At 72.2% G+C, this 15015-nt stretch carries 13 protein-coding genes; 5 read left to right on the top strand and 8 right to left on the bottom strand.

Going from position 1 to position 15015, the window contains the following annotated elements; all coding sequences use genetic code 11:
* Positions 1–10: 10 nt before the first annotated feature.
* The 4 genes from OG737_RS34660 to OG737_RS34645 form a co-directional block, all read right to left on the bottom strand.
* Entirely contained in the window at positions 11–526 is a 516-nt protein-coding gene (locus OG737_RS34660; protein ID WP_405922478.1) for a hypothetical protein, read from the bottom strand.
* Positions 527–645: 119 nt separating this feature from the next.
* A complete protein-coding gene (locus OG737_RS34655) occupies positions 646–1869 on the bottom strand; it encodes a helix-turn-helix transcriptional regulator (RefSeq protein ID WP_331723508.1) in 1224 nt (407 codons plus the stop codon).
* Positions 1870–2186: 317 nt separating this feature from the next.
* Complete coding sequence (locus tag OG737_RS34650; RefSeq protein WP_405922477.1) at positions 2187–2678, bottom strand: hypothetical protein; 492 nt, start codon at positions 2676–2678, stop codon at positions 2187–2189.
* Between the two features lie 86 nt (positions 2679–2764).
* Positions 2765–4009, bottom strand: a complete 1245-nt coding sequence (locus tag OG737_RS34645) for a helix-turn-helix transcriptional regulator (RefSeq protein WP_331723506.1) — start codon at positions 4007–4009, stop codon at positions 2765–2767.
* A 158-nt stretch (positions 4010–4167) separates the two neighbouring features.
* Here OG737_RS34645 and OG737_RS34640 point away from each other — a divergent pair, with 158 nt between their 5' ends.
* Both OG737_RS34640 and OG737_RS34635 read left to right on the top strand, forming a co-directional pair.
* A complete protein-coding gene (locus OG737_RS34640; protein ID WP_331723505.1) occupies positions 4168–5652 on the top strand; it encodes an oligopeptide:H+ symporter in 1485 nt (494 codons plus the stop codon).
* Between the two features lie 19 nt (positions 5653–5671).
* The gene (locus OG737_RS34635) at positions 5672–6565 is read left to right on the top strand and encodes an MBL fold metallo-hydrolase (protein ID WP_331723504.1); all 894 of its coding nucleotides are present in this window, start codon (positions 5672–5674) and stop codon (positions 6563–6565) included.
* A gap of 36 nt (positions 6566–6601) precedes the next feature.
* Here the strand turns inward: OG737_RS34635 and OG737_RS34630 are convergent, their stop codons facing one another.
* From OG737_RS34630 to OG737_RS34615, 4 genes are all read right to left on the bottom strand, one after another.
* Entirely contained in the window at positions 6602–6997 is a 396-nt protein-coding gene (locus OG737_RS34630) for a nuclear transport factor 2 family protein (protein ID WP_328930780.1), read from the bottom strand.
* An 8-nt stretch (positions 6998–7005) separates the two neighbouring features.
* Positions 7006–7950, bottom strand: a complete 945-nt coding sequence (locus OG737_RS34625; RefSeq protein WP_331723547.1) for an NAD(P)-dependent oxidoreductase — start codon at positions 7948–7950, stop codon at positions 7006–7008.
* A 29-nt stretch (positions 7951–7979) separates the two neighbouring features.
* Entirely contained in the window at positions 7980–10790 is a 2811-nt protein-coding gene (locus tag OG737_RS34620) for a non-ribosomal peptide synthetase (RefSeq protein WP_331723503.1), read from the bottom strand.
* 164 nt (positions 10791–10954) lie between these two features.
* Positions 10955–11401 (bottom strand): 4'-phosphopantetheinyl transferase superfamily protein, encoded by a 447-nt coding sequence (locus tag OG737_RS34615; RefSeq protein WP_328930675.1) that lies wholly within the window; start codon positions 11399–11401, stop codon positions 10955–10957.
* A 733-nt stretch (positions 11402–12134) separates the two neighbouring features.
* Here OG737_RS34615 and OG737_RS34610 point away from each other — a divergent pair.
* The 3 genes from OG737_RS34610 (at position 12135) to OG737_RS34600 (ending at position 14987) form a co-directional block, all read left to right on the top strand.
* On the top strand, positions 12135–12887 hold the full coding sequence (locus tag OG737_RS34610; RefSeq protein ID WP_328930674.1) for a helix-turn-helix transcriptional regulator: 753 nt from the start codon (positions 12135–12137) through the stop codon (positions 12885–12887).
* 85 nt (positions 12888–12972) lie between these two features.
* Entirely contained in the window at positions 12973–13758 is a 786-nt protein-coding gene (locus OG737_RS34605; RefSeq protein ID WP_328930673.1) for a LuxR family transcriptional regulator, read from the top strand.
* Between the two features lie 305 nt (positions 13759–14063).
* Complete coding sequence (locus tag OG737_RS34600; RefSeq protein ID WP_331723500.1) at positions 14064–14987, top strand: ACP S-malonyltransferase; 924 nt, start codon at positions 14064–14066, stop codon at positions 14985–14987.
* The last annotated feature ends 28 nt before the right edge of the window (positions 14988–15015 follow it).

Below are 15015 nucleotides of genomic sequence, written 5' to 3'. Positions count from 1 at the left end.
ACCGGGCAGCTCACTGGACGGCCTGGGCGGCCTCGGCGGCCTCGGCGGCCTCGGCGGCCTCGGCGAGTCGAGCGGATCCGATGCGTACGAGGAGCGCCACGGACGCGGGGTCGCAGTAGGCGGGCTGTGGTCCGACGGCCGCCCAGTAGACCGGGTGGGTGGGGCCGTACTCGTGGACGTCGAGGGCCGGTACGCCCAGATGCGTGCCGAGGCCGAGGCACTCGGCTCCGGCCGCGGGTCGCCATGCGGAAACGGTGCCCGCCGGGACCAGGGCGTAGTAGTTCCGACCGTGGCCGTCGTGGATGACAGGTCCGTCGAGGTGCACTTCGAGGGCGAAGTCCGTGTACGCCTGGCCGAGGGCGCGATCCCCGACCGCCGCGTGCACGAGCTGCTCCGGAAGGCGAACGGCATCGAACGTGCTGCCGATCGGGAGCACGGCGACGCCCCGCTCGCGCCATTCGGCGCGGACCTGTTCGGGGCGGGCGTGGCTGCCGGCAAGCCAATCCGCCATGGTGCGCCTGGTCACGGGTGACACTCCCTACCGTCATCGGCTGGTGCTACGACGACGGTAGGAGCGACCGGAACTGATGGGAGGTAAGGTCCCTACCCCCTCGTCGGGGGACAGGATTCCTACCCGCTAGGCGATCACGCGGAGATGCCCAGCTCCAGTGCCAGCTCCCGGGCGTCCTCACGCACCATCCGAGGCCCGGCCTTGGCCAGTTCCGGCAACACCATCCGCGTGTACGTGTTGTACCTGGCGGTCTCGGGCGACGCCCGATGCGCCTTCTGGAGCAACGCCACGGCGGCCACACCCTCGTCGTGCATGCCGTATGCGCGCGCTGCCTCGATCAGGTGGAAGGAGCGCCGGGTGGCCGACGGGACCGCGCTGTGGTCGAGGCCTGCCGCCACCTCGACGGCCTGGCCAGGCTGCACCAGGGACAGGTGCATGGTGAGCGCGTAGGCGTCGACCACGCCCCGCCCGAAGATGAGCCACGGGTGGGCGTAGTCGTCGCCCAGTCTGCCGGCGGCGTCCTTGGCCCTGTCCCAGTATCGCCATGCCAGCCCGGCCTTGCCGACCTTGGCGAACGACAGGGCAACCGCGAGCTGCAACAGGCCCCAGCGCGCCAGGTCCTCCGGCTCCTCCTGCCGTAGCAGCGACGCCGCCTGCTCGGCCAGTTCCACGCGGGCGTCGGCGGCCTCGTTGGCGTCTCGATAGACGTGGTTCACGTACCAGGCGGCGCCCGCCATCGCGCGGGGGCTATCGGCATCCTGCGCTGCGGTCATCGACCGGTCCCCTGACAGCGTGATCAGTTCCGGCTCGGGCTGGAACGCCAAGAACAGCTGCGTGAGGTGGTACACCTGCGCCTGCACGACGAGCGCCCGGCGGCGCTCGGTGCCCTCCAGAGCGCGCGCAGAGTGCTGGGTGTCGGCCAGTAGATCCGGCAGCAACGATGCGATGCGGGAGCGGTGGTCGCCCTCGCTGTGCCACAGCTTCCAGGCCTGCCGTACGCGGGCCGTCAATACTTCTGCCGATTCCGGCTCGGCGTCGGACGAGGTGAGCCGGTACGTGGTCAAGGCCCGCTTGATGGCGGGCAAGGACGCGTGTGCTGCCTTGGTGTAGGTGGCGGCCGAGATCCGCTCGTCGCCGGTCAGGTCCGCGATGTCGCACTCGTAGATCGTGGCCATGCGGATCAGCATGGGGAGGCGGGGCATTCCGATGGCGCCCGTCTCGATTCCCTTGACCCACTCTGCGGAGCGACCTACGAGACCGGCGGCCACAGGCCGCGTGAGGCCCGCCCGATCTCGGGCCGCTCTGGCACGGTGGGCGAACGTCTGGAAGGCGGGCTCGGTGTCGTACTGCTCGGGCATACGGGACACTCCGTTTCTGGCCTCGACACCCAGAACGCTACTCCCGTTCGGTGACGGGGGAATGACGAAAGCAACCTTCCCGCCCGCAGGCGAGAGGGTGGTGAAGTGCCTTGCCCGTACCGGGGGTGAAAGGCTCCTGGACCGGGTTTCCAGGGCGGCACCAGCGGGCGGCTGCGATGCGTACGAGGAGTGCGAGTGCGACGGATGCGGGGTCGCAGCACCAATGCCTCCGGTGCGGAGTCAGCGGATTCCGAGGACGACCGCGGCCAGGAGCCCGACGGTCATCACGACGTACAGGGCCTGGCGGCAGGCTTCGCTCACTGCACGGCCTCGGCGGCCTCGGCGAGTCGAGCGGCTCCGATGCGGACGAGGAGCGCCACGGACGCGGGGTCGCAGTAGGCGGGCTGCGGTCCGACGGCCGCCCAGTAGACCGGGTGGGTGGGGCCGTACTCGTGGACGTCGAGGGCCGGTACGCCCAGGTGCGTGCCGAGGCCGAGGCATTCGACTCCGGCGGCGGCGGACCGCCATGCGGATACCGTGCCCGCCGGGACCAGGGCGTAGTAGTTCCGACCGTGGCCGTCGTGGATGACAGGTCCGTCGAGGTGCACTTCGAGGGCGAAATCGGTGTACGCCTGGCCCAGGGCGCGATCCCCGACCGCCGCGTGTACGAGCTGCTCCGGAAGGCGAACGGCGTCGAACGCGCTCCCGATCGGGAGGACGGCGACGCCCCGCTCGCGCCATTCAGTGCGGACCTGTTCGGGGCGGGCGTGGCTGCCGGCCAGCCAATCCGCCATGGTGCGCCTGGTCACGGGTGACTCCCTACCGTCATCGGCTGGTGCTACGACGACGGTAGGAGCGAGGCCGCCCGGGGAAGCGCACAAATCGTGCGTCCTCGTCAGGCCGCCAGGATGCCCACCTTCACGGCCAGTTCGGAAGCTCGCCGCCGGCGCTGGGACACCCGCGACTCGGCCTCCTCCAGGATGATCGTCTTCGCGTAGCCGTTGTAGGCGATGGTGTCCGGGGCGGCCGCGTGCGCCTTCTCCAGCGTCGCCAGAGCAACCTCGGGCTGCCCGTCCAGCTGGTAGGCGCGGGCCTCCTCGATCCGGTGCCGGGCACGTCGCGGGCGGGAGGGAATCGTCCCCGCGTCGGCGGCCGATGCCTGTCGGACCGATTCGCCGCCGGCCCGCAGCTCTACGGCGATCGTCACCGCGTGCGCGCCCATGATGGCCTGGCCGAAGCTGGTGATGGGGTGGAAGTATCCGGGCGCGAGACGGCTCGCGATCTCGCGGGCCTGGTCCCAGTACCGCCAGGCGGTGCCGGTCCGAGCCCGGCGGGCGGCTGTGTAGCCGGCCTCGTAGGTGAGGGCTCCGGCGATGGCGACGACGCCCTCGGCGGCGTCCGGCAGGAGGGGCCGCAAGAACGCCAGCGCTTCCCCGGTGACCGCGTCGGCCGCATCGAAGTGCGCGCGCTCGCGGTGGGCCTGCGCGGCCATCCACGCGGCCACGCCGATCGCGTGCGGGTCCTCCGAGTCCTGCGCGGCCACCATGCCGCGATCGGCCACCCGCCAGAGCAGCGGGGCATCCGGCTGGTAGGCGACGAAGAACTGGGTGAGCGCGAACACTTCGCCGAGCAGGGCCTGCGCGGCCCGTCGGTCGGCCCCCGTGTCCGCTTGCCGTACCGCGAGCTGCGCGTCCCGGATCAGGTCCGGAAGCAGGTCGCCGATCACCGTCCGGTGGTCGGGCGCGCAGTGACGGGCCGCCCATGCCTGGTCGAGGCGTGCCCGCAAGTGGGCTGTGGGCGGCGCCGCGCGGGTCGGAGCAAGGGCCAGCGCGTCCACCGAGGCCTTCACAGCGGCCAGGCGGGCATGCCCAGGTCCGGTGAAGAGCGCGACGCGTACCGATTGATCTCCTGTGAGGTCGGAGAGGTCCCGGACGTGCAGGAGGTCGGCCATCCTCAGAACCGTCTCCAGACCAGGCGTCTTGAGCCGTCCTTCCTCGATCGCCCTGGTCCACGAGCCCGACTTGCCGAGGAGGCCGCCGAACTGCTCGCGGGTGAGCCCGCGGCGCGTGCGGAGGATCTTGACTCTCTGGCCGAACGCCACCGAGGTGGCGGGTGGCTCCGGGCTAGCGTCACGTGACACGGCCTTGCCCCTCTCGTTGCAGCTCGACACCGACAGGTTAGGGGGCGCGGGCGCGGCGGGCCCAGCCTGGACCGGGTCTCCAGGGCGGCACGACCCGCCGCCGAGTGCGGCTCCGCAGGATGGGGAGCCAGCGCCCGAGCCGCCCGAAGGAGACTGCCGTGGCAAGCCCGACCCGGTCGCACGACCTCAGCGGCGCCCCGACCGCCGAGCGGATCTACGTGCCGCCCATGGCGGCGCAAGGCGGCGCCCCGCCGGGGCCGAGGGCGCGGCGGGCGTTCGTCACGCTGCTCGGCGTCGACCTGTGGGAGCGGTTCAGCTTCTTCGGGATGGCCGCGATCCTGGTCCTCTACCTCACCGCGACCCCCGCCGACGGCGGCCTGGGCATGGCCTCGCAAACCGCCACCGCGGTCTTCGCCGCGTACATGTCCCTGAACTTCATGGCCGGACTGCCCGGCGGCTGGCTGGCCGACCGGGTGCTCGGCGCCCGCCGGGCCGTGCTCCTGGGCGGCGCCCTCATCGCCACCGGGCACGCCGTCCTGTCCATCACCACCGCACCCGCGCTGTACGCCGGACTCGCCCTCATCGTCGCCGGTACGGGCCTGGCCAAGCCCTCGCTCGCCGCGATGGTCGCCGCCGTCAGCGGCGCCGAGAAGCGCGAAGCGGCCTTCTCCCGCTTCTACATGTGCATCCAGGTCTCCGCGCTGCTCGCCCCCGTCGTCACCGGACTGCTCGCCGAGAAGGTCGCCTGGCACCTCGGATTCGCCGCGGCCGCCTTCGGCATGGCGGCGGGCCTGGCCCAGTTCGGCATCGGGCTGCGGGCCTTCGACGACGTCGGCCGCTCCCCGGTGCGCCCCGTCTCGCGCGAGGAGGCCCGTACGGCCCTGCGGCGCGCGGCCGTCGGCCTGGCCGTCGCCGCGGCCGCCGTGACCGCGGTCGCCGCCGGCGCGCTGCCGCTGACCGCCGTGCTGGCGCTGCTGGGCCTGTCCACCCTGTCCCTGCCGTTCCTCTACCTGCGCACGCTGCGCCGTCGGACCCCCGTCGACGGCAAGCGGCTCTCGGCGTTCACCGGGGTGATGGGGGCCTCCGCCGCCTTCTGGATGATCTTCGCGCAGAGCGGTTCGGTGCTCGCCCTCTTCGCGGAGCGCCACACCGACCGCGCCGTCCTCGGCTTCGACGTTCCCGCCAGCTGGTTCCAGTCGGTCCACCCGCTGTTCGTACTGCTGCTGGCCCCGTTCGTGACGCGGCTGCGCGGGCCGGTGACCACGAAGTTCGCCGCGGCGCTGGGCGCGGCCGGCCTCAGCTTCGTCGTCATGGCGGCGGCCGCCCTGCTGGCCCAGGACGGAACGGTCTCCGCGGCCTGGCTGATCGGCGTCTACCTGCTCTACTCCTTCGGCGAGATCGTCCTCGCCCCGGCCGGACTCGCGCTCGCCGCGGCCGTCGCCCCGCCCGGCTTCACCAGCCGCTTCCTCGCCCTCAACGGCATGTTCGCCGCGGTCGGCGTGGTGCTCGGCGGCCAGCTCTTCCGGCTGACCGCGGTACTCCCGCTGTCCGTCTACTTCCTGCTGATGGGCAGCGCCGTGCTCGCCGTCGGCGCCGCCGTGGCCGCCACCGCCCGCCGGGTGCGCCCGTACCTTCCCGCCTGACACCTGAAAGGGGTATCCCGTGCATGTCACCGAGGTGGCCGAAGGCGTCCACGCGTACGTGCAGCCCGACGGCGGCTGGTGCCTGAACAACGCGGGCATCCTCACCGACGGGGCCCGGAGCGTACTGATCGACACCGCCGCCACCGAGGCCCGGGCCCGTACACTGCGCCGGGCCGCCCTGCGGCTGGCGCCGCGGGCGCCGCACGCCGTGGTCAACACCCACTTCCACGGCGACCACACCTACGGCAACTTCGTCTTCCCCGAGGCACTGACCATCGGCCACGAGCGGACCCGCGCCATGGTCGGGACGGCGGGGCTGCACATGGCCGGCCTGTGGCCGGACGTCTGCTGGGGCGACATCGAGATCACCCCGCCGGAACTGACCTTCCAGGACCGCATGACGCTCCACGTCGGCCCGATCCGTGCCGAGATCGTCCACATCGGCCCGGCCGCGCACTCCATCGACGACACCGTCGTCTGGCTGCCCGACCAGGGCGTGCTGTTCACCGGCGACCTCGCGATGAACGGCGTCATGCCCTTCTGCGTCATGGGTTCGGTCGCGGGCTCCCTGCGCGCCCTGGACCGGCTGCGCGCCCTCGGCGCCACCACGCTCGTCCCCGGCCACGGCCCGGTCGGCGGCCCCGAGATCCTCGACGCCAACGAGGCGTACCTGCGCTGGATCCAGGGGCTGGCCAAGGAGGGCGTCGCCGCCGGTGCGAGCCCGATCGAGCTGGCGCGCGCCACCGACCTGGGCCCGTACGCCGGACTGCTGGACACCGAGCGCCTGCTCCCCAACCTGCACCGCGGGTACGCGGAGGAGCAGGGGCTGCCCGAAGGGGTCCCGCTCGACATCGGCGCCCTGTTCGAGGAGATGGCCGTCTACCACGGCCGCCGTCCGCGGTGCCTCGCCTGAAGCCGTCGGCCCCCCTGGCAGGGGGGCCGACGCGGATCAGCTCTCGATCAGCTGCTGGAAGGCCACCGTGTCGAAGACGTCCTCCATCCGTACGGCCATCCCGTCCCGCAGGGTCCAGGAGTGGATGAAGGGCAGGGTCCGTGTCGTCCCGCGGACCGAGGTCACCTGCCGGACGCCGAACACCACGATCCGGTCGTCGGCCGCCACGAACTCCTGCGGCTCCAGGCGCATCCCGCCCAGGACGGACGGTACCCGCGACAGGAACTCCCGGACGCCCGCGTGGCCGTGCTTGGTGCCGCCGAGGCCGTAGACGGCCATGCCGTCGGGGTGCACCCACTCCACCTGCGGGTCCAAGGTGTCGAGCAGGCCCGCCACATCGCGGTCGTGGAAGGCGCGGTAGGCGCGCCGGACCAGGGCCAGATTGCCGTCGATACCGGTCTTCACGCCGTCCTCGTCCCTTCTCGGTGACCCATGTGCTGCGGATACAGGGCCCGCAGGGTGCGCTCGATGCCGTCCCGCCAGTCGACACGGCACGGGCCGGTCAGCCGGCGGCGCAGCGCGGGGTCGAACCGGTAGGTCTCCCGGGTGACCTCGCTCGGTACGAGCACGGCCCGGACGCCCGTCAGCGCCTCGATGTGGCGGATGCAGTCGCTGACGCCGACCGACTGGTCGCCGCCCCAGTTGACCAGCGTCGACGGGACCGACGCGGCCCGCCACAGCGGCGGGACCTGCGCCACCAGATCGTCGGTGTGCAGGAGGGAGCACCAGTTCTGGCCCTCCAGCGGCACGGCGATCGGATGGCCGGCCAGCATCCGCTCGAAGTAGAGCATCGGGACGCCGCCGTAGCTCCCCGGCCCGTACGCGATGTTGAGGCGCGCGATGGTGGTGGGCAGGCCCAGCACCCGGGCGAAGGCGCGCACCGCGCCCTCGGTGGCGAGCTTGCCCATCGGGTAGGCGGGCAGCCATGCCGCGGAGGCGTCGACCGGGTCGTCCTCGGTGTACGGGTGATCCAGGGTCCGGCGCGCGTACAGGGCGCCCGTCGAGACGAACAGGAACGCCTCGGCGGTGCGGGAGTGGACCATCAGGCGGCCGGTGGCCACCGCGTTCATCTCGGCCGTGGCGTTGAAGTCGCCGTCCTCGCCGCGGTGCACGGCGCTGTGCAGTACGTGGGTGAAGTCCTCGGGAACGCCCTTGAGGGCTTCCTCCGAGTGGTCGGCCATGTCCCACTGCCGGGTGGTGATGCCCCGGTCGTTCAGCTCGCGCTCCACGCCCGGCGCGCCGAACCGGCCGATGCACCAGACCTCGTTGTGCTCGGCGAGCGCCTCGGCGACCGGCCGGGCGACCTGCCCGGTGCCGCCGGTGATCAGGATCTTCTTGCCCTTCATGGTGTCGTCCCCCGTCATTGGTTCTCTTCCTACCGTCGGGCCGCGATCGCGTCGGCCTCGGCCAGCGAGCGGTCGAGTTCCCGCCGCAGAATCGCCTGGAAGGCCGCCACGTGGCGCGGGCTCATCAGGGTGTAGTGCTCGCCCGGTACCTCCAGGTACCGGTTGGGGCCGTCGGTGTGCTCGTCCCAGCGGCGCAGCTCGTTGTCGAGCCAGTCCCGCCTCGTGCCGCGCAGCGGTATCGCGTGGAAGACGCTCATCGACCGCACCCGGCCGCTCGGCTCGTAGTCTCGCCCCAGATCGGTCAGCGTGTTGGCCACGTCCGCCCACGCGCCGAACTTGTCTTCGTCCAGGTCGAGTTCGGCGATCCGGTCCGCAGGAGCCAGCCCGATCAGACGGGCCACCTGGGCCTCGCGGGACAGGTGGCGCAGGGCGTCTGGCAGCTCGGCGGACTGCTTCTTGTCGATCAGCTCCAGGAAGAACGCCAGATTGACCGCGGTGTCCACGAAGTCCAGCTCGTCCATCCGGTACTTGATGTGCGGCGGCAGGTTGAAGCTGCCCACGAAGTCGACGCGCTCGCCCTGGGATTCGAGGATCTTGGCGATCTCGAAGGCCACGGCGCCGCCGTACGAGTAGCCGGCCACCGCGTACGGCCCGTGCGGCTGCCGGGCCCGGATGGCGTCCACGTAGGCGTCGACCATCTGCTCGAAGGAGACGAAGGGCTTCTCCCCCTGGTTGAAGCCGCGGGCGCGCAGGGCGTAGAACGGCCGGTCGCCCGTGAAGTACCGGGCGAGGTTGACGAAGACGAGGACCTCGCCGACTCCGGGGTGCACGCAGAACAGGGGGGTCTTGGCACCGCTGGTCTGCATGGGCACCAGCGGGTCGTACGGGCGGTCGGCGGGCGCGGTGCGCGCGGCGAGCCGGGCCGCCAGCGCGCGTACCGTCGGCGCGGTCAGTACGGTGATGACCTCCAGGCCGGTGACACCGAGCCGCTGCGCCACCTTGGCGCGCAGCCGCAGGATGTCGAGCGAGGTGCCGCCGAGGTCGAAGAAGCTCGCCGTGGCGCTGACGGTGGACGGGTCGGCGTCGAACATCTCGCCGAAGATCTCCGCGATCACCTGCTCCGTGGCGCCCTCGGGCGCGCTGTAGCCGCCGAGCATGCGCAGGGTCAGGTCGGCCACGGCCCGCCGCGGGGCCTCGTAGTCACCCGCTTCCAGGCGGGCGCGCATGAGCGAGCGCTGGATCTTGCCGAGGCTGGTCTTGGGGAAGTCCTCGCCGGCCAGCGGCAGGACCAGGGCGGGGCGGAAGCCCCACCGCATCACCACGGTGCTGCGGACGGCGGCGAGCACCCGGTGCAGGCCGGCCTCGTCCCCGTCGGGCAGATCGGGACGGAAGGCGATGACGAGCTGCTCGGTGTCGCTGCCGGCCGGCCGGGTGGGGAAGGCCGCGACGTAGGAGCGGGAGACATCGTCGAGCTGTTCGAGGGCGGCCTCGATGTCGTGGCTGAAGTAGTTGACGCCGTTGACGATGACACTGTCCTTGGTCCTGCCGGACAGGCTCAGGCGCCCCCCGTCGATGCGGCCCAGGTCGCCGCTGCGGAACCAGCCGTCGGCGGTGAAGGCGGCCGCGGTGGCCCCCGGGTCGCCGTAGTAGCCGGGGGTGACCATGGGACCGGTGAACTGGACCTCGCCCTCCTCACCCTCGGGCAGCGGCCGGCCCTCCCCGTCCGCGACGCGCATGCCCAGGCCCGTGACGGCGGTGCCCAGGTTCGCGAACTCCGCGCCGCGGTCGGCTTCGGGGAAGGCCTTGCGGGAGTAGACACTGCCCGCGCAGGTCTCCGTCATGCCGAACGCCGGCCACAGCACGTCCCGGGCGAGACCGTACGGCGCGAACTGGTCCAGAAACGTTTCCCCGGTGGCGACGACCACCGCCTCACCGCCGCTGATGATCTGCCGCAGCCGGCCGAGGCCGAGCGGTTCCCCGGAGGCGGTGAGCCGGTCGGCGGCCGTGTTGATCAGGCCCAGCAGGAAGTTGGGCGTGAAGGTCATGGTCACGCCGTGCCGGGAGACCAGCCGCAGGAACTCCAGCGGATCGGCGAGCACCACGGGGGCGGGGGCGTGCAGTTGCCGGCTTCCGGTGTACAGCGGCAGCAGGTGGCACTCCAGGAGCGCGGCCACGTGGTCGAAGGAGACCCAGTTCAGCGTGGTGTCGTCCGGGCCGAGCCGGTGGTGCCCGTTCTTGGCGGCCATGGACGCGATCAGGTTGCCGTGAGTGAGCATCACCGCCTTGGAACTGCCGGTCGATCCCGAGGTCAGCATCAGGAGGGCGGTGTCCTCGGGGGCCGCGTGGTGCAGGTCGGCGGCGGGCTCCCCGTACAGCTCATCGAGCGCGGCCACCCGCAGGCCGCCGGCCTCGCGCAGGTGCCCGGCGAGGGCGGCGCCGGTGACCGTCAGCGGCTTTCCGAGGAGCGCGTCGACATGGCCGAGCCGGCCTGCCCAGTCCTGCGGGTCGCCGCCCGGCGGCGCCACCGGGCACGGGATGAAGCCGCCGAGTACGGCTGCCCAGAATGTGGTCAGGAACTCTTCGGAGCGTTCCAGGACCAGTACGATCCTGTCCTGCGGGCGCAGGCCCCGGGCGCGCAGCCCGGTCAGGATCCGGCGGGCGCGGTCCAGCAGTTCGGGGTAGCTCTGGTCGGTGAACCCGGCGTCTGCCGTGCCGGTGCAGTGGCGCAGACCCGAGCCGGGGTGGCGGGCGGCGGCGGTGAGCAGCAGGTCGGTCAGGCTCGTCGGGCTCGTCGCGTGGGACGGGCCGGTGGGGCTGGTTGGGCTCTGCAGGGCGTTCACGGTCGTGTGTCTCCTGCCTCGAAGGGCGTGCCGCGGCCGGGCCTCGGCGACGCCTGGAAAGGGTGGGGGGAAGGGACTGCTCCGGTGGCACGGGACGTGGTCCGGTGACGGGGACTGCGTGAGCGGCCGGGCGGCAGCGCCGCCGCCGGTGTGCCGGACAGGATCTAGCCGAGCCGGCGTACCGACGGAGGCCGGTCGGCGCCCGCGGGCAGCGCGAGCGAGGCCGTCCAGCCCTCCGGAACCGGTACGTCCGCCATCCGCCAGGTGCGCACGGAGTCGAGGGCCGTCGTGGTGGTGTGCGCGGGCCCAGGGGTCCAGCCGTGACTCTCCAGCGCGGTCAGATCGGTGGTGATGCCGATCCCGAGGGCCTTGCACACGGCTTCCTTGCGGGTCCAGCAGCGCAGGAAGGCCGCGGTGCGCGACGGCCCTTCGGGCAGCGCGCGTACGGCCAGGCGCTCGGCCGCCGTGAGGACGGGGGCCTCGACCTCGGCGACGTCCAGTGCGCGGACCCGCTCGACGTCGATGCCCACCCGGAAGGGGGAGAGGGCCAGCATGCCCAGGCCCTGGGTGTGCGCGATGCTAATCCGCGCGGACGTCGCCGGGTGCAGCACGGCGGGCGGTCCGTGTTCCTCGCTGCCGCATCCCGGACAGGGGGTCCGGCCCAGCACTATCTCAGCGGCGGATGGCCGAAACACACCGGAAAGCGCCCGGCGTACGGCTGCGCGACAGGTGATGAACTCAGCTCGCGCCCGCTCGGATTTCATCTTGTGAACTCGTGTCAACTCGCTGCCGTCAAGTAGTTCCAAGTCGGTCGTCCGGTACTGCCCGGCAGGTACCGGCCACCACCACACCACCGCGTCGGTGGATTCGAAGAGCGGCGTGTCGGTGAATTCGATCATCCCCGTGTGGCTTGTTGTCACGGGCTTCACAGTAGGCTCGAAGGCCACTTGAGGCCGCCTCGCGCTGCGCACAGTTGGCCGCAACCGGACATCGTCGCCACGGACGGTGATGGCGAAATCGCGTCCGGTAGTGGAAGCGGAAGGGGCGGATTTCCTTCCGGGTCACGGGGGCAGCTTGTTGCCAGCGCGCTGGATAATTCCCTCCCGGGGGGCGGAATAAATGAGGGGTTGACATATGCCGGGACTGTCTGATGTTTCGCCGGGGATCTTGTTGACCGGTTCCGAACCGGCGAACTAGGGTCGGGTCCTGCGCGCTGCTCGAAAGACGCCTGAGATTTCTCGACTAAATAGTTGAAACTTGGGGTTCGGCGGCGGCAGATCATGGTGAGTCAAGGGGGAAGTCGGTGATCGGTGCCGTGATCGGGTCGTTTGGGCGAAAGAAGTGGTGAAAGAACTGGACGAGACGCCGCCGACGGACCACGCCGCGCATGTGGAACAGACCCTGCTCCAGGCCCGGGCCCTGATCGAGTCCACCGTCTCCCTCAACCGGAGGCGCCCGGCCAAGGGCCCCGCGGCCCCGCACACGGACGTGGCCGTGGTCGCGGAAGCGGTCGAGGAACTCGTCCGCGGCGCCCGCCACGCGGTCTGCGTCGCGGTCACCAGCGCAGACGCCTTCCACCGGATCGCCCGCAAGGCGCTGACCACACTCGAACCGGGCCTGGCGGTACGCCTGCTGTGCGCGCCCGACGTCGCGGACGAGTCGCTCGCCGCGCTCACCCGGGACTGCGCCGGACAGTTAGAGGTCCGGGTGTCCGGAGCCGACCTGCGCGACATCGTGGTGGTCGACGGAGCGGCGGCGCTGGTGCGGGCGGCCGCCGGCAACGCAACGGGCCAGGCGACCCTGGTCCACGACCCCGCGGCGGTACGCGCCCTCGAACTGCTCTTCGCCGGTGCCTGGTCCCGCAGCCGCAGGCTCGAAGACCACCTGGCGCTCAGCCCCAAGCTGCGCAGCGACCTCACCCGCCGGATCCTGGAGCGGCTGCGCGACGGCCAGACCGACGAAGCCGCCTCCCGCGAGCTCAACGTGTCGCTGCGCACCTACCGGCGCCATGTCGCCGAGATCATGCGCGAACTGGGCGCCACCTCCCGCTTCCAGGCCGGAGTGCGGGCAGTGGAACTGAGACTGCTGACGGAGTAGCCGGGCAGCGACACGGGGAAGACTGCGGCCCGCTGCGGCGGGCCGCAGGGCGATATGAACACCAACGGGGAATGGTGAGCGAGACATGCCCAACGGGGCTGAGGACGAACTGGAACAAGCGCTCCTGGAAGTACGGGCCCTGATCGAGTCGACCGTGGCGATCCACCGGGACCGCAGTCTGCGGGCCCAGCAGATCACCACGGTCGACGGCGGTTACGGGCCGGTACTGCGGGCCGCGGGGGACATCATCCGGGATGCCGTGCGGAGCATCGACATCGTGGACTCCCGGCTCCCGGGAGCGGACGAGGAGTCGCCGCGCCGGGAGCAGGCCGAACGGCGCCTGATCTACACCGCGGGCGAAGGGGTGTCGGTCCGGCTGCTGACCAGCCCGGCCATGATCGACGAGGACTTCGTGCGCGAACAGCTCGCGCTCGAGCGGCCGGTGGCGATCCGGGTGGCCCGGGTCCCGCCGCTCCAGGCGCTGCTGGTCGACGGCACCGCGGCCCTGGTGATGGCCGAGTCGGCGGCCGGCGTACGGGCGTCGATGATCAGGGCGCCCGAGATCCTGAACACCCTCGGCACCCTCTACGAGAGCATCTGGCGCAACGCCGTGCCGGCCGGAGAGCGGATCGTCTTCGGCGACCGCGACCGGGCCGCGCTGGCCCGGCAGATCCTGGGCGCGCTGCGGGCGGGCGTCACCGACGAGGTGGCCGCCCGGGAGCTCACCGTCTCGGTGCGCACCTACCGGCGCCATGTCGCGGAGATCATGGCGCTGCTCGGCGCCCAGTCCCGCTTCCAGGCGGGAGTGCGGGCCGCCGAGCTCGGACTCCTGCCAGCGGCGGGGCCGCCCGGCGCCGGCCCCCGGGCCTGACCCCTTCCCGGGGCCGTACCGTCACCTGACATGCAGACACCTTCCGTGCCGTCTCCTGCCGTGGCGCCGCCCGCGCGAGGTCCGCTGGCAGCTTCCTGAAACCCCTGTTGCCGCCCGCCGGGTGCCCCCCGTTGTATGGCGCCAGGAAAGGGATTCGGGCTCCGGCGAGCTCTCGAACTCCTTCCCGGTGGCATGGAGACACCCCCGACCTGCATGCCACCGGCGCGCGGGGATCCGTACGTCGCGGGAAACGCGCGACGGCGGATCCCCGGGCACCCGGTGAATTCGGTGCGGAAGGCGGATCCATGGATCAGAGGCAGACCGGTCTGGTGTTTCCAGGGCAGGGAACGCAGCGGGAGGGAATGGGCGAGCCCTGGCGGGACACCCCTTCGTGGAAAATCACCGAGGAGATATCCGACGTCACCGGGGAAGACCTCCCGCGCCTGCTGCTGCACACGTCCGACGCCCGGCTGCGGCGCACCGACCTGGCCCAGCTCGCCGTGTTCACCGTCGCCGTCGTCGCCCACGCCGAGGCGGTCCGCCGGGACGCGCTCGGCGGCCCGGTGGCCGCCTGCGCCGGCCACAGCCTCGGGGAGTACGCGGCCCTGACCGCCGCCGGCGCGCTGACCGTCGGGGCCGCGGCCGCGCTGGTCGCCGTCCGCGGCCGGGCCATGCGGCACGCCGCCGAGGAGCGGCCGGGCACCATGGGCGTCCTGGTCGCCGCCCCGCTCGACGAGGTCGCCGCACTCGCCAGCCGCGTCCGCGCCGAGGGCCCCGACGTATGGGTCGCCAACGTCAACGCGCCCGGCCAGACGGTGGTCTCCGGATCCGCCGAGGGCATCGACCGCATCGAGGCCGAAGCCCCCTCGATCGGCGCCAAGATGATCCGCCTCACGGTGGGCGGCGCCTTCCACAGCCCCTACATGGCCGCGGCGGCCGACAGCCTGCGGACCGCCCTTGAACACACCCCGTTCGCCCCCGCGCACCTGCCGGTCGTGGCCAACGCCGACGCCGAGGCGTACGGCGGCGGGGCCGACTGGCCCGGCCTCGCCACCCGCCAGCTCACCTCGCCGGTGCTGTGGGAGCCCAGCGTGCGCACCCTCGTCGGCCCGCTCGGCTGCCGCCGCCTGGTCGAGCTCGGCCCCGGACGCACCCTGGCCGGGCTGATCCGCCGGATCGCCCCGGGCACCGAGGTGGTGTCCCTGGACAGCCCGGCCGCCGCGGCCTGACCACCGCCCGCCACGCCCACAAGGAGAC

The organism is Streptomyces sp. NBC_00122 (assembly GCF_045160845.1).
Lineage (GTDB): Bacteria > Actinomycetota > Actinomycetes > Streptomycetales > Streptomycetaceae > Streptomyces.
The sequence above is the reverse complement of the archived record's forward strand: the minus strand, read 5'-3'. Positions and strand labels throughout refer to the sequence as shown.